The following is a 25,320-nucleotide window of genomic DNA, read 5'->3' on the forward strand; positions in this document are numbered from 1 at the left end:
CATTATGAGAAATCACTGTTATCTCTTTCGCTTTTTCAATAAACTAAAATATTTTAGTTTATCATTTTTTTTGATAATTGGTATTATCAATTTCTCTAAATGTAAGAAATCAAATCCCGATTTACCTCGATTCAAAGCAACAATTATCGGATTTGACCCTTGTACTGCATTAAGTACAGATCTTACAAAAAAAGGATTGGTATTGAAAATTGAAACCTTGTCAATCAATGTAAATTCCACAATCATTGATACTGTAACTACTTATAATTTACCTTCTATATTTGTTATTCCGCCGGAAGTATTTTTAAATTATCAAATAAATTATTTATTTCCCCTACAATATCGCAACAAATATAAATTTAAGTTTTCCTACGAAACTACTCCTGACCTTGAGAAAACCTACCCCCCTTGTACTGGTGATATTAATCTAGGAAATTTTATTCACGATATTAAGGGTAAATAAATTAAGATTATTAGCACTTATGAGGTTATACCCTAAGCACGGATGCAGAAGTTTATAATAATTGATTGAAATTAGGACGAGTGAGTCGAAGAACTAATAATACTAAAAATAAAATATCATGAAAAGAGTACTTTCATTTTTAGGATTTGGAATCATTATTTTTATAATAATCGCTTCATTTAAAATAAATTCGGGAAACGAGTTCTATTATGCCTTCAGTGAGAAATATAATGTACCAATTCCATTTAATGTTGAAAAGCCCATGAGTTACGAAGCCTTCAAATTATGGAGTAAATACTGCGACCCGGATTATGCTGAAAAATTTTGCCATTTTTCAGGTGAGCCATCCAATGGTGAAACTTCAGTAAGCAAACCAATTTTAAAAAAGAATTGGAAAAAAGCGAAAGAAATTTTCGGTTTGCAATGATTGCAATTGCCGGCCAGGTGTGCGAAAATGATGGAAGACCTAAAAAACATTATTTAAGAAAACTCTAACTGATCGTGGGTGAAAATAAAGGGGAGCCGACATTATGACAACAAAAAACCTGCATGGTGCATGCAAATAACATGGAATCTGTGTATTAATTCAATATGTTATGAAGTTACTTCTATAATGATCACTATGATCTGGTATGTTGTATCCTTTTAAAATATTCCTGCCGGCTCCATTCATGGAAACCCGGTTGCTCAAACACCTTATCCATGATCTCATCGAAAGCCGGTTCAATTCTTTTTATGGCTACATACCAGCTGGGGGAGTAGATAGCATATTCATCGAGCCCGCTTTCAGCCTGGCGACGCATTTGCCTGTTCAGTACTGCTTCCCAGAAGCGTACTTTTTCTTCAAAGTTATAGCCAGGATATAACGAATCACCCATGTCTTTCAACTCATGGTAGTAAGCCGTTTCTTCTGCTTTCATCAACTCCCTGAATTTTTCCGGGGCGAGGTTCAGGATATCATCAAACGACATCTTTCCGAAAGACTGGCTTTTTTTTTTGCGCTTTGCCATACGCTAAAATTAACAGATTAATTCAGCTGTCTCACCCGGATGATCCATTTTCCTCTAGTTTCGTCGAAGACCGGGTCGGCAACCGATTCAAAGTTCCTGCCTTCACGGATCATTACCTCGGGTGGTTCCATACCGCCATAGCGTACCCCATCTGCCAGTTCAGAAATATCTTTACCAGTGAGATGCGTTATTTCAAAGATTATGTTTACCCTGGGTCTACCGGCAAAAGAGCCATCCAGTGTGCCCCCGCAGGAGATAAACCCGTCCCAGACATTCCTGCGGCCTGCGCGGTAATCTCTAAGAAATTCCTGGAGTTGGTCTTCCCTTATCTCAACTCCCCGGTATACATTGGGCTTGGAGTAATTGGGCAACTTATCAAGCGCATTGTTAATCAGGCGGGTGATCTCACGGGTTTCGTCTCTGTGGCTTCCTTCCCTGAGCCAGCGGTTGAGTTCTCTGTAAAACAGCCTGGTAGTATAACCCCATAGCGCATAAACATCACACTCATTCAATCCATGGGGATTGTTTTCAATGATCTCATCCGCATCGTTAAAAAATTGTTTACCCGATCTTACATTGTGGTAGTCCCTGAAAAACCATACTACCGTATCCAGGTTCCTTCCTAAATTCACCATGGCCGTCTTGAAACAATCGGGTAGCTTTTTACGCACATAATTGTCGTCTACTTCATCTACCGGCGGCGGACTAAGCGCAAGCCGTTGTGCGCCTGTATTGGCAGGAACGGCCACAATACTACTGAGATCGATCACCGGTCTTATGGCTGCAGCGCGAACATGGGTGTTCGTGAATGAAACGTTTGTTATTATTGTACTGCTGCCAGACGGCGGTAAAAAATATACCTGAACTTTTGTTCTCTGGTAGCCTTCGGGAAAGAAACGGATATAATAACCATCGGGGTGATGGCTCCATCTTCCCCTTTTATATTCAGGATTATCTACCAACGCATTACCTGGAATGATGGCCAGGTCCTGGCAGGCCTGGTAGGTTGACAGGCCGCTAGCAAACATTGCCCTGATCTTATTTTCGGCATCCAGCGCCTGTTGTAATGGCGCAGAAAGATTCTTTTTCCATTCAGCCATGAGCTTGTCCGGAACCACGCCCAATATTCCGCCGTTGAGTTCAAAAAGTTCTTTGGTGTTTAAAAGTTGCGCAGCTACTATTCGCAGTTCGGGAGATAGCTGCTTGAAATTGGCCCTGGCCAGGATAGCCCAAATCAGGTATTGAACATCGGTCTGTTTGATGGAAGGGTTTTGTGCGGACTTGCTGAGTATGGAATGAATAATATTGCTTCGTGTTCCCAGAAGCGGGGCATACAGGTAGCCATCTCCTTTAGAAGGGGCATGTGTGCCGGCATGAAGACAAAAACTTTTGCAATAGGTTTCATAAAAACCGGGCCTTAAAATAAAAGCGCCGTTAGCAGTACGACGCAGTTCCGAGAGATTCCGGGCCTGCCTATCATTGCCAAAATCATCTGGCAGTACCTGTGTTTTTGCAGCATTGGCAAAACCGGTACTGATAGGTTGTGGCTGTTTAATGACATCGTTAAACAGGGAAGAGTTAATGCCTGCGTTCTGAAGATCCACACCAGTAACATTCTTTATTGTGGTGCAGCACAGCAACGTAAAAAAGAAGAACAAAAAGCAGTAACCTGCAATAGGCGTCTTTTTCATAAAACAGTTAATAACAGGTACCACAGGATACGGAGAAAATTTTGCATATACAACAACCTGTGCAAAAACGTACTTGCCCTGATTCATAACTTATCTGATTTTCAGAAAGTTATAAAATTGCCATTTTCAAATCGTCACCGACCTAAAATCCGATGAAACCTTTATCCAGAAAGATTTTCAAAGAACTGATCATAATTTTTACCGGACACTAATGAGAATTGCTCATTATTCTTTAAGGAAATATGATACGTGATCTAATTTCTGAATTCTTAAACAGTTGGCCTGAAGAAAAGAAAGAGATTATTCTAGAACAGGCTAGTAATAAGGACTACAACGTCAAATTAAAAAAAAGGGGAGCCTACACAAGCCCATAACCTACAAAACCTAAAACAATTAAAGAATACATTTAATCTAAACTATTTTCTTACGGAGAATATATTTTTTACACTTAAAGGAGAAAACATTTCCTTCAAACAAACTAATAGGACACCTAATAACTATACATATTTGGATGGCTCTCGTTAGAACTCTTTATTGCTTTAAAGGTTTAACTAAATCTGGTCGGTATGCTAAGTTCTTAGATCAAAAACACCCCGGCTGGAAGTACTTCAATGTATACGACCGTAGAACGGCTGCATACCTCAAACGTTTCTATCCCAGCAATCCTATACCTGGCTTTCTTGCTTTGATCTTCTTATTGGGCCAATCCTTTTTCTTAACCTTTAATAATCCTACTCCATCTCACGCCCTCACCTTTATTAATGGTTTTAATAATTCTGCGACGATTTGGACACCCTCTGACCTTCAAAAAGGAGGTGTTTTATGATCGTAGTCAAGAACACATTTGGGATCAGTGCGTCTATTTCCCCCAGAATTGCTGGCCCTGAACTGCTTAATACTTTAGGGGGTTCTTCGCTCAACCGGAAGAAAACAGCCCCTAAAGAGAAAATAAATGATCCTATGGCTGAACTGCTCAAACAGCCGCTTGGGCAGACCGAAAAGAAAAAGGAAAAGAAGCTCAGGTCTATGTCATCAAGGACAAAGGGAAAGATCAGAAAGAAATTGATCGCTTTTGCCCGGATACATAAGAACCTGAGTTTCCTGACCTTGACTTTTGTCAATGAAGTGCAGGATAGTACCGCCGTTAAAGTGCTGCGGGTATTCCTCGACAATGCCAAGAAACGAAGCAAGGATTTTCAATACCTGTGGGTAGCCGAGAGACAGACCAAGAACACAGTATTTGAAAACAATATCCACTTCCACCTGATCACGAACAAATACTGGAAGCTGGAAAAGTGGTGGCCCTACTGGCTCGACGTGCAGGCTCGTTTCGGGATTCTACCCCGTGAAGCAGGTTCAAAGCCTTCCTCGGCCTTCGATGTCCGGCATGTAAGCTCCAATAACATCAAGGGGATTGTCAACTACCTCACCAAGTATGTGACCAAGAATCAAGGGCAGTTTGACTGTCAGGTATGGAACTGTTCTAAGAAGATTTCCCGGCTGTATACAGAGTTCTATTCAGGCCTCAGCTTCCTCCGGCATCTGGAAGCCCTTGAAAAATCAGGGCAGTTAGGTGGGGAGCTAAAGATATACCCGCAGGAGTTCTGCAATATCCATATCGTACCACTCAACAGGCGAACGATGAATTTATACAACCGCATTGATGAAAAAAACAAAGCCGTATGGCAGGAACAAGACTAAAAGACGATTCTATGAAAAGCGCATTCAGTTTACCCAAAATGACCATTTCCAAAATAGAAACACTGATACAACTTGATCAAGTATTTGACCTGATTCGTAACGCTACAAACGTCTTGACCTTTTTTCGGGATGAAAAGGGAGAGTTCCGATTCCTCTACACCGATATGGGTGAAGATGAGTTTTTGATGATGACCATATTGATGCACCGGCATATCGAAGTGTTTGAGTTCTTCAAGGCCGCCATACTCGATATTGAAAACTATCGAAAAGCTCCTGATCATGACGATGCCTTCACCTATAAGGCATCGGAGTATATCAACATTAGAAAACAGGCATTAGCCTACTTAAATATTTAAGCTATGAATTGTATGGAAGCTTTAAGCCAACACTTGAAAAAATGTGAAGCTTGTGTTTATAACGCGAAAGTCATCGAGTTCGAGGATTTGCCGGAAGACAGAAAGTACGATTTTGACTTTTATGACTGGGAGCAGCATATACTCCTGTATTGTCAGCCTTGCAAAGTGTATAAAATACTGCCTGACCCGCTTGACGAAATCGAGCCACTGTTATAAGGTGCTTAACTGACAAGGTTTTCAAGTTCGCATTTTGCCTCTGTTCGGGGGGGGTGATTTGCGAACTTTTATATTGTAATTTGTGTATATTTATGTGATAAGATTTTCTCTGTCAATTTGCCTAAGCTAAATAGGAGTATTATGGGGTATTTGAGATTTTGGAGAAGAATTAAACTTTTTTCCGGCGGAACTTTGAATATTGGAAAAAAGGGAATTTCTTTTTCATTTGGTGCAAGGGGTTTAAGATATACAGTTGGGAAAAATAAGAAAAGGGTTGCAATAGGAATTCCTGGAACAGGAATATCATATATCAATAGTTCTTCAAAAGCAAAAAATGATCAACCCGGAAGAGATAAAATAGAAGACGTAAACAACCTTAATTTGGATGAAAACTTGAGCGATCTTGACAAATTGAAAATAATACTAGATGCAAAAAAGAAATAAATCAATAGATGACTTTTTGGTATTTATAATCATACTATCAGTAGCTGTCTTTTTATTTGCTTCTGTTTTTCTTAATACCGGCACTAACCTAAGTTTGATCATATCGTTTGTCACTCCAGTCGTTATGCTCAGTGGATTTATTTGGAAAAGAATTGATTTCGCAAAGCAAAAAAAGAAAGTTTCAACTTTCTCTATTGATAGTTTTAATCAAACTCAATATAATGAAAACGATTTTTGGCTTACCGAGGATGAAAAGAATAGGTTTCAGTTTTCTTCAAAAAAATTTGATTCGATAGCTGAAGAATGTAGGCTTTTATTTCACAAAGGATATTTCAACAAGGTTCCAATAAATCAAGATGGCTCTTTTGATAAAAGGAATAGCTTAGGTCGAGAGATTGAAAACGATCTAGCTATTAAGAGAGAAACATTAGTAAAATTGGGTAGGCAGAATGAATCACTAAAAAAAGTACCACAGCAAAGATGGGAAGAAGCAAAAAATGAGTGGAATAATATTAAGAATATTTGGTTGCGTGCTTCTCGAAATTATAAAGACACATACGCTTTAGAATATGGGTTTCTTTGTGGATTTGTATGTTGGATATTTTTAGTTTTTTTGAATAGGAGAGATATGGCCTTAATGAAATCGAATCCAAATACCATTCTAATTCTGACTTTTTGGTCAGTCGTTGTTTTTTTTATCTCTTACCTGATTTTTAGGAGTAGAATTTCATTCCCTATTCTATGCCCTGTCTCAAGCGATTTTCCGGAACTGCCGCCATTGGTGGATTTAGACAACATCAATAAGTACTCAATAGAAAGCGAACCTAATAATTACTCTGTTCCCAATGCAATGACAGAAATGGACGAGAATATGGCGTTTGACGAAGACAACCCAATTCAAAAAACAGATAGTATTAGTATGAAAGAACCCTTAAACGTTTATTATCAAGCATCTAATCAATTCGGTACAAGCTTTAGAAATATATTAGATTTCTCTTCTGCTGAATACAAAAGCAAGGATGATTATTATCGATTTGATATTATTAAGAAAGCAGTTCATTCAGAGTATGATTTACTTGAATTAATAGAAGGGTATAAGATAGATTATGTTAGGAATGTAGAGAAACCGTATGTTATTGAAACGATCCCTCAATCTTTAATTTACTTATTACAATTTTTAAGAAACGCTATTAAACCGGCAGACAATATTATATCAGATGATGAAAAGAAAAAAATAACAGATTCGATTATAAGACTGAAAAAAGAAATAGATAGTATATCTGAAGGATTTGAGAATATCGATCCAATTGACAGAAGTGATATGGATATAAAAGGCGTATTAGATATGCTGGCGTTGGTTGCACGGTATTCACCATTTTTTAAATTTGAAAACAATATTATCAATGAAGGGATGCATCGGGCAGCAAGTGAACAAGAAAAAAAATCAGAATTTATAAAAGATTCTATTCCTATAGTATCTCAAAGTATAATTAAGAACCCTTGGAGTGAAATCTTAAGCAAACGAGACCCTTACATTTTAAACAGTGATAAAGAACTGGTAGAAAATTTCAATAACAAAAATTCAACCGAATATAAAATATACACGGATCTTCCTCCTGAGCCATATATTGGGAATCCACTTACGGCTGATATTTTTTTGCTTGCTTTAAATCCCGGATATGATGGCAAAGAACAGGGGTATCTTCAAAATAATCCAGCATTGTATCAAGCATTGCTAAATAATCTTGTGCATCAAAATACTAATTATCCTTTGTTTTTTTTGGAAGAACGATTTTCTGACTCACCGGGAGCTAAATGGTGGAGGAAAATTTTGAAACCTCTTCTTGAAGAAACTAACAATAATCATTTATTGCTATCTCAAAAGATATGCGAACTACAATATTTCCCATACCATTCAAAAAGCTACAAATCTGTAGGTAAGGTTCTGGATTCACAACAATATACTTTCGATTTGCTCAGAAAAGCTATTCAAAATAATAAGATGATTATTGTTCTTCGTTCTGAGAAACTTTGGTTAGAAGAGGTTCCTGAATTAAAGGAGAAGTATTTCAAGTTGAATAGTTATCAAAACGTAGTGATTTCTCGAAATAATTTAGGGGATGATGAATTTGTCAAACTCATCAAGGAAATAAGAAAGTGAGGAAAATTTTAGCAAACAATTTATTCCCCTGCTCATTCCCCTTAAAATAAGAAACTCTTGTAAATATTTGATTTACAAGAGTTTGGTTAATTTTGTTGTGCCCAGAACAGGAATCGAACCTGCACTACCTTGCGATAACCAGATTTTGAGTCTAGCGCGTCTACCAGTTCCGCCATCTGGGCTTGGGAATGGGGTGCAATATTACGGAAGGAATTGGTACGGGCAAAATCTTTTGAGGGATCCCTCGACTACGCTCGGGATGACGTTAACCGATTCAGGTACTTTCTTTTAAAATAGTACTCCTTCACTTGCAGCAACTCTTCTTCGGAAGTAACACCTTCCTGATAATTTGCCATAATTTTTTTAACAGGTTCATAGATATCTTGTTTAAACTGATCAATTGCTCTGGTCACGGATTGTAGCGCGCCGGCGTCTCCATCGGCTTCCATAACCAGCTCATTCAACTCCATCATTTCCATGAGAAAAGCGGGCGATAGCTCGTATTTCTCCTCCTCCTGCAATAAACCTTTCAACTGTAACACATAACGTATGGTTTCTTCCGGGTTCTTCAATATCCTGAAGCCCTTGTTTACCTGGGAAGACAGTTCGAGGGCCTCCAATTGATCGGCTTCCGGCGCCTGCGCAAAGCGGTCGGGATGGTATTTTTTCTGCAGGGCGAAATATTTGTCGCTGAGTCCTGCTGAAGGCACCTGCAAAGCCACCGGGATATCAAATAACTCGAAATAATTCATATCTCTTATCTTGCCTGCAAATGTAAACCAATGCTTGTCATCGGACTTATTAGAGAGGGAAAAGTTCCTTCGGATAACCGGGTGGCGCTTACGCCGGGCCAGTGCAAATGGCTGGTGAAACATTTTTCCGGCCTGTCCATATTGGTACAATCTTCGCCCCACCGCTGTTTCAGCGATGAAGAGTACCGGCAGGCGGGCATCGAAGTAACGGAAGACCTCTCGGCCTGCGATGTTTTATTCGGCATCAAGGAAGTGCCGGTGAACATGCTGATCGACAATAAAATCTACTTTTTCTTCTCCCATACGAAGAAAAAACAAGCCTATAACCAGCCGCTGATGCATGCCATGGTTGACCGGCACATTACCCTCATCGATTACGAATGCCTGGAACACAAAGACGGTCAGCGCATCATTGGCTTCGGCTTTTTTGCCGGCATCGTGGGCGCGCACAACGGCATTATGGCCTACGGCAACCGTACCGGCGCGTACCAATTGGGCAGGGTAAGGGAAGTGCATGACTACCGCGAACTCATCCATACCTATTTCGGTATGAAACTGCCAAATATTAAAATTGCCGTAACCGGAACAGGCCGCGTGGCGCATGGTATCCTGGAAATCATGAACCTGCTCGATGTACAGGAAGCTGAACCTGCCGAATACCTGCGCCAGGAATTCGATTATCCGGTATATGTTCACCTCAAAGGCACCGATCTTTACCACAACCGGCAAAATGGCACTTATGACAGAACTGAATTCCATACCCACCCCGATTCCTACGAGTGCGTATTTAATCAATACCTGGCGCATACCGATATTTTGATGAATGGTATTTACTGGGACCAGCAGATACCACGCCTTTTTTCCATGGAAGACCTGCAACGGCCCGATTTCCGCTTGCAAACAATCGCTGATATCACTGACGATAAAAATGGGAGTGTACCATGCAACTTGGGCGACGCCACCATTGAATCGCCCGTATACGGTGTAGACAAGCGTACAGGCGCCAAAACTGTGCCTTACCTCCCGGGAAGTGTAGATGTGATAGCCGTAGGTAACCTTCCCAACGAATTACCCCGCGATGCCAGCAAATTTTTTGGCGAACAGTTAATTAAATATGTGCTCGATGATGTGAGAAAGGGTGGGAGCGCGCTTATTGAAAAGGCCACCATCTTACAAAAGGGACAATTGACGCCAGGCTTTATGTACCTGAGCGATTATGCTGCCCACTGATCAGAGATTAATGTAATAATCTTCCAGCAGCGTGGCGAATGGCGCTGTGTATTCATCCCCCTCTTTAATGATTATGGTAGTTGAGCCGGGGGCGCTGACCTGCGTTTTACCAAAAAGCAGCATGGACCTGAAAGGCTGGTGTGCAGGCGTTTGTTTAACGGTCACGGAATCGTGCAGGAATAATCCATGATCGCCCGCCATGCGAATGAATGCTGCTGTTTTTGCATAAGAAAGCAATACGGCAAAGTGCCCGGTGGGTTTCAATAAGCGGTCTGCAGAAGTAACCAATTCATCCAGTTTCAGTTCTTCGCTGTGTAAGGCAAGGTTTCTTTTACTGTCGCTGCTTTTCAGGTGTTGTTCAAAGAAAGGAGGATTGGAAAATACCAGGTTATACGATTGTGCCGGCATGAACCGTTGTATGGTTTGATGAAAAACATTCAGTCTTTTTTCCCAGGGACTGGTACGGAAATTACTCAGCGCTTGCCGGATGGTAAGTTCGTCTATCTCTACCCCGTCAATAACGGCGTCACATTTCTGCGCCAGCATCAGGCTCAATACACCTGTTCCGAGGCCAATGTCCAGCGCGCTCTTGATCTCGCCAAGAGCGCCTGTTTGTACTTTGTCGGCCAGCCAGGCACCGAATAAACAAGCATCAGTGCATACTTTCATAGCACAGTGCTCCTGGTAAACCATAAATTCCTTGAAACCGAAATAAGTATTGGCCATAATCAGATCAATGATGGTCAAAAATAAAAAGCCGCATAAGAATTATGCGGCTTTTTATTTCTATGGTAGTGCAAAGTGTATTTATTTGTTTGCAGTGAGACTTGCCACCAGGTATTCCTGGTTGAGGCGGGCGATATTGCTAAGCGAAATCTCTTTCGGACAAGTCGCTTCACAAGCGCCGGTGTTGGTACAAGCGCCGAATCCTTCTTTATCCATCTGCGCCACCATATCCAGTACACGGCTCTTGCGCTCCGGTTCTCCCTGTGGCAAAAGCGCCAGGTGCGATACTTTAGCGCTGAGGAACAACATGGCCGAACTGTTTTTACAAGCGGCCACACAAGCTCCGCAACCAATACACATAGCTGCTGCAAAAGAAGCATCGGCTTTGTCTTTGGCAATAGGAATGGCATTGCCATCTACGGCATTACCGGTATTCACACTGATATAACCACCGGCTTGTATGATGCGGTCGAAAGCGCTGCGGTCTACCATCAAATCTTTGATCACAGGGAAAGCGCCGGCACGCCAGGGCTCCACTACAATGGTATCGCCGTCTTTGAAAGCGCGCATGTGCAGCTGACAGGTAGTATTGGCCTGCCAGGGTCCGTGCGGCTTACCGTTGATATACATAGAACAGGTACCACAAATACCTTCGCGGCAGTCATGGTCGAATGCAATAGGCTCTTCGCCGCCATGAACCAGTTGCTCGTTCAGCACGTCGAACATTTCCAGGAAGCTCATTTCAGAAGAAATGTTTTCCACCCGGTACATCTTAAAACCGCCTTTCTCGCTGTTGTTCTTTTGTCTCCAAACCTTCAGGTTCAGATTCATACTATAATGTTCCATGTGATTCAATTTGACAATTCGATAATTAGTTAATTCGACAATTCTTTTGTTTTGCTTGTAGAAATAATTTTTGTAATTATTTTATCTATTTCATGCAACAGATACATTAAATCGTCACAGCTGGGGTAAGTTTTTGCTTCCTGACAAAGCGTCAACCAGTATTGGGTTTCCTCAGCTTCTTTGGCTGCAATTTTAAATTTATGTATAAAATCTGCTTTACTCTCTGCGTTCTGCGCTTCATGTACTGATGCACCAATGGAAGTAGCAGATCTTAATAATTGTTTGGCAATAACGTATTTCTTCTTTTCTTCCAGCAATTCAACATACTCAATCACATTGAGTGAAAACTCAATGGTCTTTTTAAGAATAATATTTTCAGCCTGATTCTGCATTCTTCCTTACATTGTCGAATTACCTGATTGCCAAATTGCCGAATTATTTATAGTTACGTTGAGTTGGTTTGATCACTTCATAATGGAGCGGCTCTTTGTGGAGGTCCCAGTTATGATCGCCCTTGTATTCCCATGCCGCTACATACATGTAGTTGGCATCATCGCGCAGGGCTTCTCCATCGGGTGTCTGGTACTCTTCACGGAAATGGCCGCCGCAGCTTTCATTCCGTAGCAAAGCATCTTTACACATCAGTTCGCCCAACTCAATGAAATCCGCTACACGGTTGGCTTTGTCCAGCTCGGGGTTCATTTCATTAATATCACCGGGGATGCGCAGGTCGCTCCAGAATTCTTTCTTCAACGCCTGTATCTCGCTGATGGCTTCTGTGAGTCCCTGGCTGTTGCGCGCCATACCGCATTTCTCCCACATGATCTTACCCAGGCGCTTGTGGAAGCTTTCAACAGATTGCTTTCCTTTGATGTTCATCAACTGGTGAATGCGATCCGATACAGTTTTCTCTGCTTCCACGAATGCAGGGTGATCGGTACCCACCGCTTTGCTGTATATCTCTTCGGCCAGGTAGTTACCAATGGTATAAGGAATGACGAAATAGCCATCTGCCAGGCCCTGCATCAGCGCTGATGCTCCCAGGCGGTTGGCGCCGTGGTCGCTGAAATTGGCTTCACCTAAAGCATACAAGCCGGGAACAGAAGTTTGCAATTCATAGTCAACCCATAATCCACCCATGGTATAGTGTACCGCAGGGTAAATACGCATCGGTACTTCATAGGGATTTTCACCGGTGATCTTTTCGTACATGTCGAAAAGGTTGCCGTATTTTTCTTTTACCACTTCTTTACCCAATGCAATGATGTGTTCCAGGCTGGCATGGTCATCGCCATGTTTGTTGGCTTCGGTACGGCCATAACGTTCAATGGCCGATGCGAAATCGAGGTACACGGCTTGTTTGGAAGAACCTACACCATATCCTTCATCACATCTTTCTTTGGCAGCCCTCGATGCCACGTCGCGTGGAACCAGGTTACCAAAAGCAGGGTATCTTCTCTCCAGGTAATAATCTCTTTGGTCTTCGGGGATATCGCTGGGTTTGCGGTTATCGCCTTTTTCTTTGGGCACCCAAATACGGCCATCGTTACGCAGTGATTCTGACATGAGGGTCAGTTTCGACTGATGGTCGCCGCTCACCGGTATACAGGTAGGGTGAATTTGTGTGAAGCAAGGGTTGCCGAAAAGAGCTCCTTGTTTATGTGCTTTCCATGCGGCAGTTACGTTGCTGCCCATGGCATTGGTTGATAAATAGAAAACGTTACCATAACCACCTGAGCAAAGCAATACGGCGTGACCGAAATGCCTTTCCAGTTTACCGGTTACCAGGTCGCGGGCAATGATGCCACGTGCTTTGCCGTCGATCTTCACGATCTCCAGCATTTCATGGCGACTGTACATTTTCACCGTACCCAGCGCCACTTGTCTTTCGAGCGCCTGGTAAGCGCCGATCAGCAATTGCTGGCCTGTTTGTCCGGCTGCGTAAAAAGTACGCTGTACCTGTGTACCACCAAATGAACGGTTGCTCAGCAATCCGCCATATTCGCGTGCAAAGGGTACGCCCTGTGCCACACACTGGTCAATGATATTGGCGCTCACTTCGGCGAGGCGGTGTACATTGGCTTCGCGGGAGCGGTAGTCGCCACCCTTGATCGTATCATAAAAAAGACGGAATACACTGTCTCCGTCGTTCTGGTAGTTCTTGGCTGCATTGATACCTCCCTGTGCCGCAATAGAGTGCGCACGGCGGGGAGAATCCTGGAAGCAGAATGCTTTTACTTTATAACCCATTTCACCGAGCGATGCGGCGGCAGACGCGCCGGCCAACCCGGTACCAATAACAATGATTTCCAACTTGCGTTTGTTGGCAGGGTTCACCAATTTACAATGGCCTTTGTAATCGCTCCATTTTTCATCTAAAGTGCCGGCCGGAATTTTCGCATCAAACATACGAGAGAGTTTATTGGTTTAATCAGTTGCTGTCTATATGTGAAGGGCTCACAGGTCTTGGCCCGTCATCAGATCCAGTTGAAATAAAAACTAACAGGCATCATGGCAAAAGCCAGGGGCACGATGATGGAGAAACCATAACCGATGCCGGTGAGCATGTTATTGTATCTTTTGTTGTGTACACCCAAGGTTCTGAAGGCGCTCTGGAAACCATGTGCCAGGTGATAGGCCAGGGACAAACAACCGAGTATATACAATACCACGATCAGCGGGTTGGTGAACACCATCTTCATTTCGTTAAAAAGATTGTGGTATTCCTGGCCATTATAGGTAACGGTTGTTAATTCGTGGATCTGGAACCAACCGCCTAAACGGCTGGGCGTCCAGAAATGATAAATATGCATGATGAGGAACAACAACACCAGGGTACCCAAAATACCCATGCTGCGGCTGTACCATTTGCTGCCGTTATTACCATAGTCTACCGCATAACCCACCGGGCGCTTGCTTTTGTTCTGGGCAGTAAGCATAAATCCCTGAATAATATGCAAAAAGAAACCAAGGAAAAGTCCGAACTCCAATACCCTCGGAACCACGGTAGCGCCCATAAAATGGGCCGCTTTATTAAACATTTCGCCATCGTCATTCGCCCAAATGGTGGCATTCAATCCAACGTGAACAATCAGGAAAAGGATGAGGAAAATACCGGTGAAACCCATGACCAGTTTCTTTCCGATGGAAGAGGTGAAGACTTGTTTCCAGGTCATACTGCTAGTTTGTGTTTGAAGTAATCGGTGCAAAAGTAAGCCAGAAACAGAAACCGTCCACATAAAAATAGTTCCGCAAGTAATATTAGCGGGTTACATTTGGAATATGTTTAAATTATTAAGCATCTTATGGAATAGTTTCCGCATGGCCATGCAGGAATTGCGGGTGAACAAGCTCCGTACCTTTCTTTCGCTGTTCGGGATTACCATTGGTATTTTCTGTATCATCGGCGTGCTGGCTACGGTAGACAGCCTGGAACGCAAGGTGCAGAACGACATCAAATCTTTTGGCAGCAATACCATCTATATAGACAAGTGGAATTATGGCGGCGGGGAGGGTGGTGCTTACCCCTGGTGGAAATACATCAAGCGCCCGCCTCCGAAGATTGAAGAGATGAAATTCATCAAGGTCAAAAGTCAGCTGGCGGCCAATGCCTCTATGTTCGTTTCGAATAATGTAACCGTATTGTACCAGGAAGAACAATTGAACAGCGTAAACATTTACGGTGTAACCGAGGAATTCACCAATATCCAAACCATCGATATCGCCTATGGCCGTTACCTCAACGATGCAGAGTTCCTGCGTGGCACGCCCACTACTGTTGTAGGGTACCAGGTGGCTGAAGAGCTCTTCCATAACCCTGAAAAAGCAGTAGGGGCCGAAATTTCCTATAACGGCAAAAGGGTTACCGTGGTAGGAGTGATCAAAAAACAGGGCCAAAGTTTTGTTGGCGGGTTCGACTATGACAAGGCATTTATTGTTTCTTACCGCTATTTTACCAGCGTGTATAATCCCGATTACAGCAATCCGTTCATCATGGTGCAGGGGAAAAATAATGTGGTTTCTTCAGCGCTGGCAGATGAACTGGTAGGGGTGATGCGGCAGATACGGAAGTTGAGTCCAGCCGATGAGGACAATTTCTCTTGTAACGATGTGGCTACGTTCAGCGAACAGGTAAAAGGATTCTTCGGCCAGGTTAGTGCCGGTGGATGGGCTATTGCGGGTCTTAGCCTGATCGTAGGAGCATTTGGGGTGGCCAATATCATGTTTGTAACCGTTCGGGAAAGGACCAGTCAGATTGGACTGAAAAAAGCCATCGGCGCCAAACGCAGTACCATACTCACTGAATTCCTGTTAGAGAGCGCCTTTTTGTGCATCATCGGCGGATTGATTGGTTTGGGGCTGGTATGGGTGCTGTCGTTGGTATTGAGCAATATTCTTCCTTTTCCCATTTATATCGCACCTAATATTATTGCGCTTGCCCTGAGCATTTGTATCATTTTGGGTATTATTTCCGGCATCATCCCGGCATCTATTGCAGCACGCATGGATGCGGTGGTGGCCATCCGGACTAAGTAAGCGGGAAAGCAGCAGCTAATTTATCCAGCAAATTTGCCAACAATTGATTGGTCAAATTGCATTGATCGGCTTTATGAAGGATATCATCGCCGGTCTGCACAAAATTGCCCGGTACGAGTTCCTCCCTTCCATGATCGATCATGTGTCGCAGGTTGCGGGGCATGGCTTCCAGGTGAAATTGCAATCCGATCACTTTGTTTTGATAAATGAATGCCTGGTTGGCACAAGCGCTTGTTTGCATCAGGTGCAGCGCCTGGTTGGGCAGGTCGAACGTATCGCCATGCCAATGAAAGACCGTAAATGAATGCGGGAAGTCTTTGAACAACGCATGGGTTTGTGCGGCTGCTGTTAATGAAACAGGGAACCATCCGATCTCTTTTTGTTTGTTCGGATAAACTTTGGCGCCCAGGGCGGCTGCAATCAATTGCGCGCCCAGGCAAATGCCTATCACCGTTTTGCCTGCTTCAATAGCAGACAGTATCCATTCTTTTTCCTTTTTTAGCCAGGAAAATTTAGCTGCTTCATAAACACCCATCGGACCACCCATAATGACAAGCCAGTCGAACGCATCCAATGAAGGGAGATGAAAATCTTCAAACAAATGTGTGGAGCTAAGTGTATGATGATGGCTGTTTGCCCAGGTTTCAATATAACCGGGTCCTTCAAAAGGCACATGCTGTAAGTAATGTATGCGCAGCTGGTTCATATAACCTGCAAGTTAATGTGATCTCTGTTTTATGCACAGGATGAACGGGCATTTATTACTTTTGCGTTTTAACTTTTAACTTTTCATGCGCCCGGTTACCATACTCGCCATAGAATCTTCCTGCGATGAAACATCTGCCGCAATATGTGTGGATGGAAAGATATTGTCCAACCATATTGCCAATCAAACCGTACACGAAAAATACGGTGGGGTAGTGCCGGAACTGGCCAGCCGCGCGCACATGCAGAACATCGTACCCGTTGTGCATTCGGCCTTGCAAACTGCTTTTCCTGGTGCGCCTGACTTAACCAGTATAGATGCTGTTGCTTTTACCCAGGCGCCTGGCCTGATTGGCAGCCTGCTGGTTGGTACCCAATTTGCCAAGTCGCTGGCTTTATCGCTGAATAAACCATTGATTGGTGTGCACCATATGCAGGCGCATGTACTGGCCAACCTGATAGATGAGAACCGGCCGTCTTTTCCTTTTTTGTGTCTTACGGTGAGTGGCGGACATACACAGATCGTATTGGCGAAAAGTCCGCTGGAACTGGAAGTGATCGGTGAAACGATCGATGATGCAGCAGGAGAAGCGTTCGATAAAACAGCCAAACTGTTGGGACTTCCATATCCTGGCGGCCCATTGATAGATAAATACGCTAAGTTGGGAGACCCATTGCGTTTCAAATTTGCCGAGCCGCAGATACCCGAACTGGATTTCAGTTTCAGCGGACTCAAAACATCGGTATTGTACTTTTTGCAAAAGCAGGAGCCGGGCTTCATAGAACAAAACCTGCATGATCTCTGCGCTTCTGTGCAACATACCATCATCAATATTTTATTGAAGAAGGTGAAAAAAGCGGTGCAGGAAACCGGCGTAAAGCAAGTATGCATTGCCGGTGGTGTAAGCGCCAACAGCGGCCTGCGGACTGCTTTGCAGGAGCTGGGCGTTAAACACAAATGGCAAACCTTCATTCCTAAGTTCGAATACTGCACCGATAATGCCGCGATGATTGCTATCACTGCTTATTACAAATACCAGGCTTCGCAGTTCACTGGTTTGGAAGCGAGCCCCTCAGCAAGAGCAGAGTGGTAATGCCCTGACCGTCATCCTGAGCGGGCGAAGAACGTCATCCTGAGCGAGCGAAGCGAGTCGAAGGACCTGCTGAACACTCGGGTAGATCCCTCGGCTGCCCCTTCGACTCGCTTCGCTCGCTCAGGGTGACGTTGCTCGGGATGACGAACTAATTAATTAATCTTATGAAACTCCAGGTCCTGGAAATCAAAACTAAAATCAGTCAGCGGTGATATCGGTTTCATGGTAATGCTAGCGCCTTTTCCATTGACGTCGAGGCCAAAGTTTACAAAAGCATCGGCATCTATACTCCTGTCGCGCCACTTCACTACAAAACTGTTGCCTTTATAAGGGAAGAGTTCACCGGTTAATTTAGGAGAGCGCTTAGAATCGAACCAGTATTTGCCATTCTTAACAGATATCATCACATCACCAAACCATACATCGCGGTAAGTACCGGCATACTGATTGAAATCCATCTTACCATTACTGCCTTTTTGTGCAACTTCAATCTCATGCCAGATAGAATCGGTCAGGTGATTGGCCGAAGCAAGCATCTGGTTCCGCGAAGCAGCATATTCTTTCACGCGGTCGGTTCCACTGATATTGAAATAAGCATCTTTGATCTGGTTGGTAATGGCCGAGAAAGCGCCACCTTCCTGTTGATTGGTCAATACAATAATGCCAAGGTTCAGTTCGGGTATCATGGTAATTTGTGTTACCATGCCTTCGAGCCCGCCTGTGTGGCTAAGCTGTTTGTATCCTTTTACATCGCTGATGAAAAATCCCAACCCATAAGAGGCAAAATGCGTGTTATAGGGGCCGGGATTGCGAACGGGGATGATGGTTTGCGGCGTCCACATTTCTTCATGCACCATATCTGAAAACAATTGCTGATCGCCATATTTGCCATGTGAGAGTTGCGTTAATACCCATTTATTCAGGTCCGCAACACTGGAATTGATGCCGCCCGCGGCGTGGCTTTCCCCGATGGTGTTGCGTGCGATCACCTGCACTTTGCCGTCCACCGGTGCATGGCCATCGATCACATTCGATTTGTCTTGGAGCCTTTCAAACGAAGTAGCCGTATGCGTCATACCCAGGGGCGTTAATATGCGTTCGGTTACAAAATCGTCCCAGCTTTCGCCGCTCACCCGGTGCACCACTTCGCCTGCAACGATGTACAGGTTGTTATCGTAATCGTATTTGGTACGGAAGCTGGAAACAGGTTTCAGAAAACGGAGATTGTATAAAATATCTTTCAGGGTAAAATCACTGGAATCGGGAAAGAACATCAGGTCGCCGGCGCCGAGGCCCATTCCGCTCCGGTGCGTGAGCAGGTCGCGTATGGTGAATTCTTCGGTTACGAAGGGACTATACAATTTGAATTCGGGAATATAATCACGCACTTTATCATCCCATTTCAATTTTTTCTCGTCAACCAGTATGCCCAATGCAGCAGCAGTGAATGCTTTGCTGTTGGAAGCAATGCCGAACAGGGTGTTCTCATCCACTTTTTGCATAGTGTTCAGCGAACGAACGCCGTAACCTTTGCAATGGATTACTTTGCCGTCTTTGATCACCGATACGGCAATGCCCGGCACGTTGAAGGCTTTCATGGAACGTTGCACCAGGCTGTCGATAGCTGTGCCCGATAGCGGCTGTGACTGCACGAGCGTAGCCAGCCCCAGGCAGAAGGCAGTAAAAAGCGTTTTTGTCATAGAGCAGTGTTTGGTCATTTTGCAGAGAATAAAGTCCAGGGATAAGCGCGCAGGTTTTTCAGGTACTTCGATTGCCATGCGTATTCGGGGTGCGCTTTGTAAAAGGTTTCACCAATGAAGTCTTGTCCGCACGGATGCCCCATATGCGCCCAGAGTTGCATCTTGCCTGCCAAGGCGGCGGTGGTCACTTTTCCTTGTACAGCGCCCATGGGATAGTAAGGAGCAAGGTCCCATTCGCTGCAACCTTTGGCATCTTCATCGATATGTCCGCATACCACGCATTTGTTACTGGCCTTTCTTCCCTGTGTGGCATCGAAGTGATCGGCTTCCAGTGTTTGGGCAGTGCCGATATCGAGCTTGCCTTTGAGGTCCAGCGCCAATTGTTCCATGCGCAATTTGCGGCCATTGGGTGAAGTGGTTGGGTCGTTCACGTTGAAAGTTGTTTCGTCTTTGATCAGCTGCTCATCACTGGGGAAATTGGAGCCGATGATGGCCGTATCTTTTGAGCGCCATACACGGTAATGTTTCAACCCCAGCTCCAGTTTGGCCACTTCATTGGTCTTGGTATCGCCAATGAGCCAGTCGTTCGCGTATCCGCCATTGTTACCGGTAGTGAATATGCGCACCACATCGTCGATGCTGTTGCTGTATTGCGCTGCTTTACGCGCCCGCATAAATTCGGGGATACCAGTGGTGTCAAAGCCTTTGAACTGGGTGATGGTGGTTTCGGTGATGAGTAATCCATTGTTGGTGATGAGGAAGTCGTCGCCGCTGTGAATGAAACCGGGCATACAATCCATCAGTATATGGTTGCCTTTGGCAGGAACAATATCGGCAATCACATTCCAGTGTTGTCCAATGATGTATTCGGTCCAGTTATTATGCCCTATAACGATTTTACCATCTTTGGTATAACTGCCGGTGGCGATGAAAGCGCTGCAATTACCGGGGGCTTTGTTGTTGCCACTACCGGCTTTCGCCTGTTCCATCAAAGAAGGAACATAATAAAAAGCCAGTTCTTCAACGGCATTCAATGCGGTGATGTCGAGACTGTCGTAGTTTTTGTGCTGGGCCTGCAAGCCTTCTACAATGCCGTTGATCTCGTCTTTGTATTCACGGTCGAGGTGGGGCCAGAGAAAATCCCTGGCACAGCTGCGATAGAAGCTCCAGTCCTTCTGCGTATCGTGCGCCAGCAGGTAACTGACAGCCTGTATGGAGGTATCAATATCATCACTCAATAAATAACCGTGCTGGTAGCCGATATCGGCGGGACTACCTTCCAGGTGAACATAGATCCATCCGTTTTTGTTTTCGCGGCTGGCTTTGGCGAGGCGCTGACCGGGCTGGTTGTTGCGGCAGGCCATCAGGCTGAGGCATAACGCCAGCAGGCACAGGTGAGCAAACGTTTTCATGTCAGGTTAAGTTATGGCTAAAGATATTGATTATGGCCGTGAACCCTTAATTTTGCCGCCGGAAAAATCAAGCAAGCAATGATCAGCGCAAGAAATATCACCCTGGCTTATGGTAAAAGGGTATTGTTCGATGAGGTGAACATCAATTTCATCAAAGGCAACTGTTATGGAGTGATAGGAGCCAACGGGGCCGGTAAATCTACTTTTTTGAAGATACTGAGTGGAGAGATAGAGCCCAACAAGGGATCTGTAGAAATTACGCCCGGAGAAAGGATGTCATTCCTGAAGCAGAACCATTTCGAGTTCGATGACTACACCGTATTGAATACGGTGCTGATGGGCCACAAAAAAATGTGGGAAGTAATGCATGAGCGCGAAGCCATTTATGCCAAGGCCGATTTTTCGGAGGAAGATGGTATCCGCGCAGGCGAGCTGGAAGCGGAATTTGGTGAGATGGGCGGGTATACGGCAGAAAGCGACGCGGCTACTTTGCTGAGCAGCCTGGGCATCAAAGACGAGATGCATGGCAGCCTGATGAAAGATATTCCTTCCAACATGAAAGTGCGGGTGCTGCTGGCACAATCGCTTTTCGGTAACCCCGATATCTTGCTGCTCGATGAGCCTACGAACGGACTGGATATAGAAACCATCGGCTGGCTGGAAAATTTCCTGGCCGATTATGAAAATATTGTACTGGTGGTGAGTCACGACCGCCACTTTTTAGATACGGTATGTACCCATGTGGCCGATGTAGACCGTGCCAAGATCAAAGTGTTTACCGGTAACTATACGTTCTGGTACGAATCATCGCAATTGATGAGCCGACAGATCAACGACAAGAACAAGAAAACCGAGGAGAAGCGCCAGGCATTGCTCGACTTCATTGCGCGATTCTCGGCCAATGCTTCTAAGAGTAAACAGGCTACTTCGCGTAAGAAGGCTTTGGAGAAGCTTACCATTGAAGAGATCGAACCATCTAACCGTAAATACCCCGGTATCATTTTCCAACCCCTCCGTGAAGTGGGTAACCAGATACTGAATGTAGAGAACCTGAAGAAGACCGTAGACGGCAGGGTGTTGTTCGATAAAGTAACTTTTGACATCAACAAAGGCGATAAGATCGCTTTCCTTAGCCGCGACCCTTCGGCGGTTACCAGTTTCTTTGAGATCATCAACGACAATGCAAAAGCAGATGCCGGTAAGTATGAGTGGGGCACCACTATTACCAGGGCTTACCTGCCGTTGGAGAACAGTGAGTTCTTTACACAGGGACTGAACCTGATGGACTGGCTGCGCCAGTTCGTGCCTTCACATGTAACCGATGCCGATGAGCCATTTATTCGCGGCTTCCTGGGCAAGATGCTGTTCAGCGGAGACGACATCATGAAGAAAACCAATGTGCTGAGCGGGGGAGAGAAAGTGCGTTGTATGGTGAGCCGAATGATGCTGCAGAACCCCAACGTAGTTACGCTGGATCAGCCTACCAACCACCTCGACCTGGAAAGTATCCAGAGCTTCAACGATGGATGTAATACTTTCCCCGGTGTGGTATTGCTTACTTCGCACGACCATACTTTCATGCAAACAGTGGCTAACCGTGTGATTGAGCTCACCCCTAAGGGTATTATCGACAGGCTGATGACGTTTGATGAGTACCTGGATGACAAGCGTGTGAAAGAATTGCGTGAAGAAATGTATGCTTCCTGATAGGAAAGTGTTAGGTGTTTGCCGAAAATTTTCCCAAAGCCGCTGTGAAGCGGCTTTTTTTATGAGCGAGTGCTTAATTTTACCTTAAAACCGATTGCTATGTCAGTAATTAAATTGCCCTTATTGTATGAAGGGACCAAAGGAGATGCCCGTTTAGTAACGCTATTTGACAGCGGAGCCAACCTGTCTTGTATTAATTCGTCTTTTGTTGCACAATTAGGCGGAGCTGCTGCTTTTTCACGCGTAAAACGTTTAGGGACTGCCAGTAACGGCCATTTTATTGAGATCAAAGAGAGAATTACACTTGATTTCTTTATTCACGACATATTGTTGAGTGATGAATTTCTGGTAGTTCCCAATTTGAGCGAGGAGGCCATCATTGGAGCGGCTACTTTACAAAAATGGCGTATTAAGCTCAATTTTGACCACGATACGGTGGATGTAGACCCTAAAGTGGCCATACTGCAACTAAAGAAAGGAGAGGCATTGGCCGCTTTATGCTAAAGGGTTCATTATCAATAATAATATTCCGGATTTGCATTGTCCGGAATATTATTACGGCGGCAGGAAATGTGGATAATCAATGGTTAGCAGATTTTCCAAATGGTATTTCTACCACCCTGTTGAGAAAATATTAAAAAAAGGAACTTTTTCTATTGAAAATCTGGGGTATTTCATTACCTTTGCCGTCCCGAAAAAAATAGAGTCATGGCAAGAGTATGTCAGGTTACCGGAAAGAAGCCGATTGGTGGTCACACTGTTTCTCACTCAAACATTAAGACCAAGCGCCGGTTCTTACCTAATTTACAGAAAAAACGTTTCTTTTTTGCTGAGGAAGACCGTTGGGTTACCCTTAAGGTTTCAACTGATGCTTTGAGAACGATCAACAAAAATGGTTTGGCTACGGTGATCAAAGAAATGAGAGCCCAGGGAGCTAAAATCTAACAATTAACAACGTAAACTACCTACAATGGCAAAGAAAGGTAATAGGGTGCAGGTAATCCTGGAATGTACAGAGCACAAGACCAGCGGTCAGCCCGGTACAAGCCGTTACATCACCGTTAAAAACAAAAAGAACACTCCTGAGCGCATGGAGCTGAAAAAGTTCAACCCCATTCTGAAAAAAGTAACCGTTCATAAAGAAATCAAATAACCATGGCAAAAGCAGCTTCTAAAAACGCGAAAGTAAAAGACCAGAAGGCAGCCGCTGAAGCTAAGAACTGGACTAAAGTGATCAAGGCTATCCGCAGCCCCAAGTCAGGTGCTTATACTTTTAAAGAGACGATTGTCCACAAAGACAAAGTAAAAGATTTCCTGTCATCAAAATAATTGATCGGGTATCAACGATATTAAAAGCTTTCCGAGCCAACGGAAGGCTTTTTGTATTTAGTGCACGTCATCCTGAGCGAGCGAAGCGAGTCGAAGGACCTGTTGAACACTCGGACAGATCCCTCGGCTGCGCTCAGGATGACGATCAAAAAATAAATTGATATGGGAATTCTCGGAAAACTATTTGGTAAAAAAGAAAAAGAAAGCCTCGACCAGGGTCTGCAAAAGACCAAGGAAGGTTTCTTTTCCAGGATCACCAAAGCCATTGCCGGTAAAAGCACGGTAGATGAAGAAGTGCTCGATAACCTGGAAGAAGCGCTCGTGAGCGCCGATGTAGGTATTGAAACCACCGTACAGATCATTGAACGCATTGAAAAAAGAGTAAAGCAGGATAAATATGTAAATACCGCTGAACTCAACAACCTGCTGCAACAGGAAATAGAAGCCATACTGGTAGACGCACCCGAACAGAACTACAAAGATTTCGATATCCCCGAAGGCAAGAAACCTTATGTGATACTGGTAGTAGGCGTGAACGGTGTAGGCAAAACCACCACTATTGGTAAACTGGCGCACAATTACAAGAAAGCCGGCAAACAGGTGATCCTGGGCGCTGCCGATACTTTCAGGGCCGCAGCAGTAGACCAGCTCACCATCTGGAGCGAACGGGTAGGCGTATCTATTGTAAAACAGGCCATGGGCTCAGATCCCAGCGCTGTTGCTTACGATACTGTGCAAAGCGCCATTGCCAAAAACGCAGACGTAGCCATCATTGATACAGCAGGTCGATTACACAACAAAGCCCACCTCATGGACGAGTTGAGTAAGATCAGACGAGTGATTCAAAAACTTATTCCGCAGGCGCCGCATGAAGTGATGCTCGTGCTGGATGGTTCAACCGGACAAAACGCAGTAGAACAAGCCAAACAATTCACTGCTACTACAGATGTATCTGCTATTTCCATTACCAAGCTCGATGGCACGGCCAAAGGGGGCGTGGTATTGGCCATTGCCAACCAATTTAAAATACCGGTCAAATACATTGGCGTAGGAGAAAAAATAGATGACCTCATCATCTTCGATAAACACGAATTCGTAGACAGCCTTTTCAAACTTGGCTGATGCTAATCTCTATAGAAAAAATAAAAGAGGCTGTCTCAAAAGGGCAGCCTCTTTTTATTTTTAAGGGTGGGTTTGTGCACAATGGAGGTGAATAAAAAGATATAGGTTATCATACAATA

Annotated in this window: 26 protein-coding genes and 1 tRNA gene; 15 read left to right on the plus strand and 12 right to left on the minus strand. The window is 44.2% G+C overall.

The annotated features are described in order from the left end of the window. Positions 1 to 70 precede the first annotated feature (70 nt). Together BLU98_RS17575 and BLU98_RS17830 are read left to right on the plus strand one after the other, a co-directional pair. A complete protein-coding gene (locus BLU98_RS17575; protein WP_257574895.1) occupies positions 71 to 463 on the plus strand; it encodes a hypothetical protein in 393 nt (130 codons plus the stop codon). 118 nt (positions 464 to 581) lie between these two features. Then, positions 582 to 890, plus strand: a complete 309-nt coding sequence (locus BLU98_RS17830) for a hypothetical protein (RefSeq protein ID WP_257574896.1) — start codon at positions 582 to 584, stop codon at positions 888 to 890. A gap of 193 nt (positions 891 to 1,083) precedes the next feature. Here the strand turns inward: BLU98_RS17830 and BLU98_RS10490 are convergent, their stop codons facing one another. Both BLU98_RS10490 and BLU98_RS10495 read right to left on the minus strand, forming a co-directional pair. Next, on the minus strand, positions 1,084 to 1,473 hold the full coding sequence (locus BLU98_RS10490; RefSeq protein WP_092723981.1) for a hypothetical protein: 390 nt from the start codon (positions 1,471 to 1,473) through the stop codon (positions 1,084 to 1,086). A gap of 17 nt (positions 1,474 to 1,490) precedes the next feature. Beyond that, complete coding sequence (locus BLU98_RS10495; protein WP_139173890.1) at positions 1,491 to 3,164, minus strand: hypothetical protein; 1,674 nt, start codon at positions 3,162 to 3,164, stop codon at positions 1,491 to 1,493. A gap of 960 nt (positions 3,165 to 4,124) precedes the next feature. Here BLU98_RS10495 and BLU98_RS10505 point away from each other — a divergent pair. The 4 genes from BLU98_RS10505 (at position 4,125) to BLU98_RS10525 (ending at position 8,042) form a co-directional block, all read left to right on the plus strand. After that, complete coding sequence (locus BLU98_RS10505; protein WP_139173892.1) at positions 4,125 to 4,865, plus strand: rolling circle replication-associated protein; 741 nt, start codon at positions 4,125 to 4,127, stop codon at positions 4,863 to 4,865. Continuing rightward, positions 4,847 to 5,221, plus strand: coding sequence for a hypothetical protein (locus tag BLU98_RS10510; protein WP_092723985.1), 375 nt, complete (start codon positions 4,847 to 4,849; stop codon positions 5,219 to 5,221). Before BLU98_RS10505 ends, BLU98_RS10510 begins: the two co-directional genes overlap by 19 nt. A 357-nt stretch (positions 5,222 to 5,578) precedes the next feature. Continuing rightward, entirely contained in the window at positions 5,579 to 5,881 is a 303-nt protein-coding gene (locus tag BLU98_RS10520; protein WP_092723987.1) for a DUF4236 domain-containing protein, read from the plus strand. Next, positions 5,865 to 8,042 carry a hypothetical protein gene (locus tag BLU98_RS10525; protein ID WP_092723988.1) on the plus strand — a complete coding sequence of 726 codons (2,178 nt, stop codon included), beginning with the start codon at positions 5,865 to 5,867 and terminating at the stop codon, positions 8,040 to 8,042. Before BLU98_RS10520 ends, BLU98_RS10525 begins: the two co-directional genes overlap by 17 nt. A gap of 98 nt (positions 8,043 to 8,140) precedes the next feature. Here the strand turns inward: BLU98_RS10525 and BLU98_RS10530 are convergent. Both BLU98_RS10530 and hscB read right to left on the minus strand, forming a co-directional pair. Beyond that, positions 8,141 to 8,224, minus strand: a tRNA-Leu gene (locus BLU98_RS10530). Between the two features lie 66 nt (positions 8,225 to 8,290). After that, a complete protein-coding gene (gene hscB, locus BLU98_RS10535) occupies positions 8,291 to 8,794 on the minus strand; it encodes a Fe-S protein assembly co-chaperone HscB (protein ID WP_257574897.1) in 504 nt (167 codons plus the stop codon). A 30-nt stretch (positions 8,795 to 8,824) separates the two neighbouring features. Here hscB and BLU98_RS10540 point away from each other — a divergent pair, with 30 nt between their 5' ends. Then, entirely contained in the window at positions 8,825 to 10,024 is a 1,200-nt protein-coding gene (locus BLU98_RS10540) for an NAD(P)-dependent oxidoreductase (RefSeq protein WP_092723989.1), read from the plus strand. On the opposite strand, the gene BLU98_RS10545 is transcribed toward BLU98_RS10540, so the two are convergent. From BLU98_RS10545 to BLU98_RS10565, 5 genes are all read right to left on the minus strand, one after another. Beyond that, positions 10,025 to 10,750, minus strand: coding sequence for a tRNA1(Val) (adenine(37)-N6)-methyltransferase (locus tag BLU98_RS10545; protein WP_139173894.1), 726 nt, complete (start codon positions 10,748 to 10,750; stop codon positions 10,025 to 10,027). It abuts the gene before it with no gap. A gap of 81 nt (positions 10,751 to 10,831) precedes the next feature. After that, a complete protein-coding gene (locus BLU98_RS10550; RefSeq protein WP_092723991.1) occupies positions 10,832 to 11,596 on the minus strand; it encodes a succinate dehydrogenase/fumarate reductase iron-sulfur subunit in 765 nt (254 codons plus the stop codon). A 29-nt stretch (positions 11,597 to 11,625) separates the two neighbouring features. Further along, positions 11,626 to 11,988 carry a four helix bundle protein gene (locus BLU98_RS10555; protein ID WP_092723992.1) on the minus strand — a complete coding sequence of 121 codons (363 nt, stop codon included), beginning with the start codon at positions 11,986 to 11,988 and terminating at the stop codon, positions 11,626 to 11,628. Positions 11,989 to 12,031: 43 nt separating this feature from the next. Next, positions 12,032 to 14,005 (minus strand): fumarate reductase/succinate dehydrogenase flavoprotein subunit, encoded by a 1,974-nt coding sequence (locus tag BLU98_RS10560; RefSeq protein ID WP_092723993.1) that lies wholly within the window; start codon positions 14,003 to 14,005, stop codon positions 12,032 to 12,034. Between the two features lie 68 nt (positions 14,006 to 14,073). Further along, on the minus strand, positions 14,074 to 14,772 hold the full coding sequence (locus tag BLU98_RS10565) for a succinate dehydrogenase cytochrome b subunit (protein ID WP_092723994.1): 699 nt from the start codon (positions 14,770 to 14,772) through the stop codon (positions 14,074 to 14,076). 106 nt (positions 14,773 to 14,878) lie between these two features. On the opposite strand from BLU98_RS10565, the gene BLU98_RS10570 reads away from it, so the two are divergent. Next, positions 14,879 to 16,132, plus strand: a complete 1,254-nt coding sequence (locus BLU98_RS10570; RefSeq protein WP_092723995.1) for an ABC transporter permease — start codon at positions 14,879 to 14,881, stop codon at positions 16,130 to 16,132. Here BLU98_RS10570 and BLU98_RS10575 read toward each other — a convergent pair. After that, positions 16,125 to 16,838: a type 1 glutamine amidotransferase gene (locus tag BLU98_RS10575; RefSeq protein ID WP_257574898.1), complete on the minus strand. Its 714-nt coding sequence runs from the start codon at positions 16,836 to 16,838 to the stop codon at positions 16,125 to 16,127. The genes BLU98_RS10570 and BLU98_RS10575 overlap by 8 nt on opposite strands. Positions 16,839 to 16,923: 85 nt before the next feature. Between BLU98_RS10575 and tsaD the strand changes: the two genes are divergently transcribed. Next, on the plus strand, positions 16,924 to 17,931 hold the full coding sequence (gene tsaD, locus BLU98_RS10580) for a tRNA (adenosine(37)-N6)-threonylcarbamoyltransferase complex transferase subunit TsaD (RefSeq protein WP_092723996.1): 1,008 nt from the start codon (positions 16,924 to 16,926) through the stop codon (positions 17,929 to 17,931). A gap of 152 nt (positions 17,932 to 18,083) precedes the next feature. Here the strand turns inward: tsaD and BLU98_RS10585 are convergent, their stop codons facing one another. Next, positions 18,084 to 19,631, minus strand: a complete 1,548-nt coding sequence (locus tag BLU98_RS10585; protein WP_092723997.1) for a serine hydrolase — start codon at positions 19,629 to 19,631, stop codon at positions 18,084 to 18,086. Positions 19,632 to 19,645: 14 nt separating this feature from the next. Further along, complete coding sequence (locus BLU98_RS10590) at positions 19,646 to 21,043, minus strand: C45 family autoproteolytic acyltransferase/hydrolase (protein WP_092723998.1); 1,398 nt, start codon at positions 21,041 to 21,043, stop codon at positions 19,646 to 19,648. 78 nt (positions 21,044 to 21,121) lie between these two features. Here BLU98_RS10590 and BLU98_RS10595 point away from each other — a divergent pair, with 78 nt between their 5' ends. From BLU98_RS10595 to ftsY, 6 genes are all read left to right on the plus strand, one after another. Further along, positions 21,122 to 22,750, plus strand: coding sequence for an ABC-F family ATP-binding cassette domain-containing protein (locus BLU98_RS10595; protein WP_092723999.1), 1,629 nt, complete (start codon positions 21,122 to 21,124; stop codon positions 22,748 to 22,750). Between the two features lie 99 nt (positions 22,751 to 22,849). Then, entirely contained in the window at positions 22,850 to 23,254 is a 405-nt protein-coding gene (locus BLU98_RS10600; RefSeq protein WP_051347753.1) for a retropepsin-like aspartic protease, read from the plus strand. Between the two features lie 204 nt (positions 23,255 to 23,458). Further along, complete coding sequence (rpmB, locus tag BLU98_RS10605; protein WP_026770222.1) at positions 23,459 to 23,695, plus strand: 50S ribosomal protein L28; 237 nt, start codon at positions 23,459 to 23,461, stop codon at positions 23,693 to 23,695. 25 nt (positions 23,696 to 23,720) lie between these two features. Further along, positions 23,721 to 23,903 (plus strand): 50S ribosomal protein L33, encoded by a 183-nt coding sequence (gene rpmG, locus BLU98_RS10610; RefSeq protein WP_092724000.1) that lies wholly within the window; start codon positions 23,721 to 23,723, stop codon positions 23,901 to 23,903. 2 nt (positions 23,904 to 23,905) lie between these two features. After that, positions 23,906 to 24,079 (plus strand): DUF4295 family protein, encoded by a 174-nt coding sequence (locus tag BLU98_RS10615; RefSeq protein WP_084220435.1) that lies wholly within the window; start codon positions 23,906 to 23,908, stop codon positions 24,077 to 24,079. A gap of 162 nt (positions 24,080 to 24,241) precedes the next feature. Further along, a complete protein-coding gene (ftsY, locus tag BLU98_RS10620; RefSeq protein WP_092724001.1) occupies positions 24,242 to 25,201 on the plus strand; it encodes a signal recognition particle-docking protein FtsY in 960 nt (319 codons plus the stop codon). Positions 25,202 to 25,320: the final 119 nt, after the last annotated feature.

It is taken from the genome of Hydrobacter penzbergensis, assembly GCF_900106985.1.
GTDB lineage: Bacteria > Bacteroidota > Bacteroidia > Chitinophagales > Chitinophagaceae > Sediminibacterium > Sediminibacterium magnilacihabitans.

Coding starts and splice junctions, on each gene's coding strand:
- BLU98_RS10575 (WP_257574898.1), bottom strand. CDS start 16,838: ATGAACCAGCTGCGCATACATTACTTACAGCATGTGCCTTTTGAAGGA.
- rpmG (WP_092724000.1), top strand. CDS start 23,721: ATGGCAAAGAAAGGTAATAGGGTGCAGGTAATCCTGGAATGTACAGAG.
- BLU98_RS10565 (WP_092723994.1), bottom strand. CDS start 14,772: ATGACCTGGAAACAAGTCTTCACCTCTTCCATCGGAAAGAAACTGGTC.
- tsaD (WP_092723996.1), top strand. CDS start 16,924: ATGCGCCCGGTTACCATACTCGCCATAGAATCTTCCTGCGATGAAACA.
- BLU98_RS10520 (WP_092723987.1), top strand. CDS start 5,579: ATGGGGTATTTGAGATTTTGGAGAAGAATTAAACTTTTTTCCGGCGGA.
- rpmB (WP_026770222.1), top strand. CDS start 23,459: ATGGCAAGAGTATGTCAGGTTACCGGAAAGAAGCCGATTGGTGGTCAC.
- BLU98_RS10550 (WP_092723991.1), bottom strand. CDS start 11,596: ATGGAACATTATAGTATGAATCTGAACCTGAAGGTTTGGAGACAAAAG.
- BLU98_RS10595 (WP_092723999.1), top strand. CDS start 21,122: ATGATCAGCGCAAGAAATATCACCCTGGCTTATGGTAAAAGGGTATTG.
- BLU98_RS10555 (WP_092723992.1), bottom strand. CDS start 11,988: ATGCAGAATCAGGCTGAAAATATTATTCTTAAAAAGACCATTGAGTTT.
- hscB (WP_257574897.1), bottom strand. CDS start 8,794: ATGAATTATTTCGAGTTATTTGATATCCCGGTGGCTTTGCAGGTGCCT.
- BLU98_RS10540 (WP_092723989.1), top strand. CDS start 8,825: ATGCTTGTCATCGGACTTATTAGAGAGGGAAAAGTTCCTTCGGATAAC.
- BLU98_RS10525 (WP_092723988.1), top strand. CDS start 5,865: ATGCAAAAAAGAAATAAATCAATAGATGACTTTTTGGTATTTATAATC.
- BLU98_RS10505 (WP_139173892.1), top strand. CDS start 4,125: ATGGCTGAACTGCTCAAACAGCCGCTTGGGCAGACCGAAAAGAAAAAG.
- BLU98_RS10490 (WP_092723981.1), bottom strand. CDS start 1,473: ATGGCAAAGCGCAAAAAAAAAAGCCAGTCTTTCGGAAAGATGTCGTTT.
- BLU98_RS17830 (WP_257574896.1), top strand. CDS start 582: ATGAAAAGAGTACTTTCATTTTTAGGATTTGGAATCATTATTTTTATA.
- BLU98_RS10585 (WP_092723997.1), bottom strand. CDS start 19,631: ATGACAAAAACGCTTTTTACTGCCTTCTGCCTGGGGCTGGCTACGCTC.
- BLU98_RS10590 (WP_092723998.1), bottom strand. CDS start 21,043: ATGAAAACGTTTGCTCACCTGTGCCTGCTGGCGTTATGCCTCAGCCTG.
- BLU98_RS10570 (WP_092723995.1), top strand. CDS start 14,879: ATGTTTAAATTATTAAGCATCTTATGGAATAGTTTCCGCATGGCCATG.
- BLU98_RS10560 (WP_092723993.1), bottom strand. CDS start 14,005: ATGTTTGATGCGAAAATTCCGGCCGGCACTTTAGATGAAAAATGGAGC.
- BLU98_RS10600 (WP_051347753.1), top strand. CDS start 22,850: ATGTCAGTAATTAAATTGCCCTTATTGTATGAAGGGACCAAAGGAGAT.
- BLU98_RS10615 (WP_084220435.1), top strand. CDS start 23,906: ATGGCAAAAGCAGCTTCTAAAAACGCGAAAGTAAAAGACCAGAAGGCA.
- BLU98_RS10545 (WP_139173894.1), bottom strand. CDS start 10,750: ATGGCCAATACTTATTTCGGTTTCAAGGAATTTATGGTTTACCAGGAG.
- BLU98_RS10510 (WP_092723985.1), top strand. CDS start 4,847: ATGGCAGGAACAAGACTAAAAGACGATTCTATGAAAAGCGCATTCAGT.
- ftsY (WP_092724001.1), top strand. CDS start 24,242: ATGGGAATTCTCGGAAAACTATTTGGTAAAAAAGAAAAAGAAAGCCTC.
- BLU98_RS10495 (WP_139173890.1), bottom strand. CDS start 3,164: ATGAAAAAGACGCCTATTGCAGGTTACTGCTTTTTGTTCTTCTTTTTT.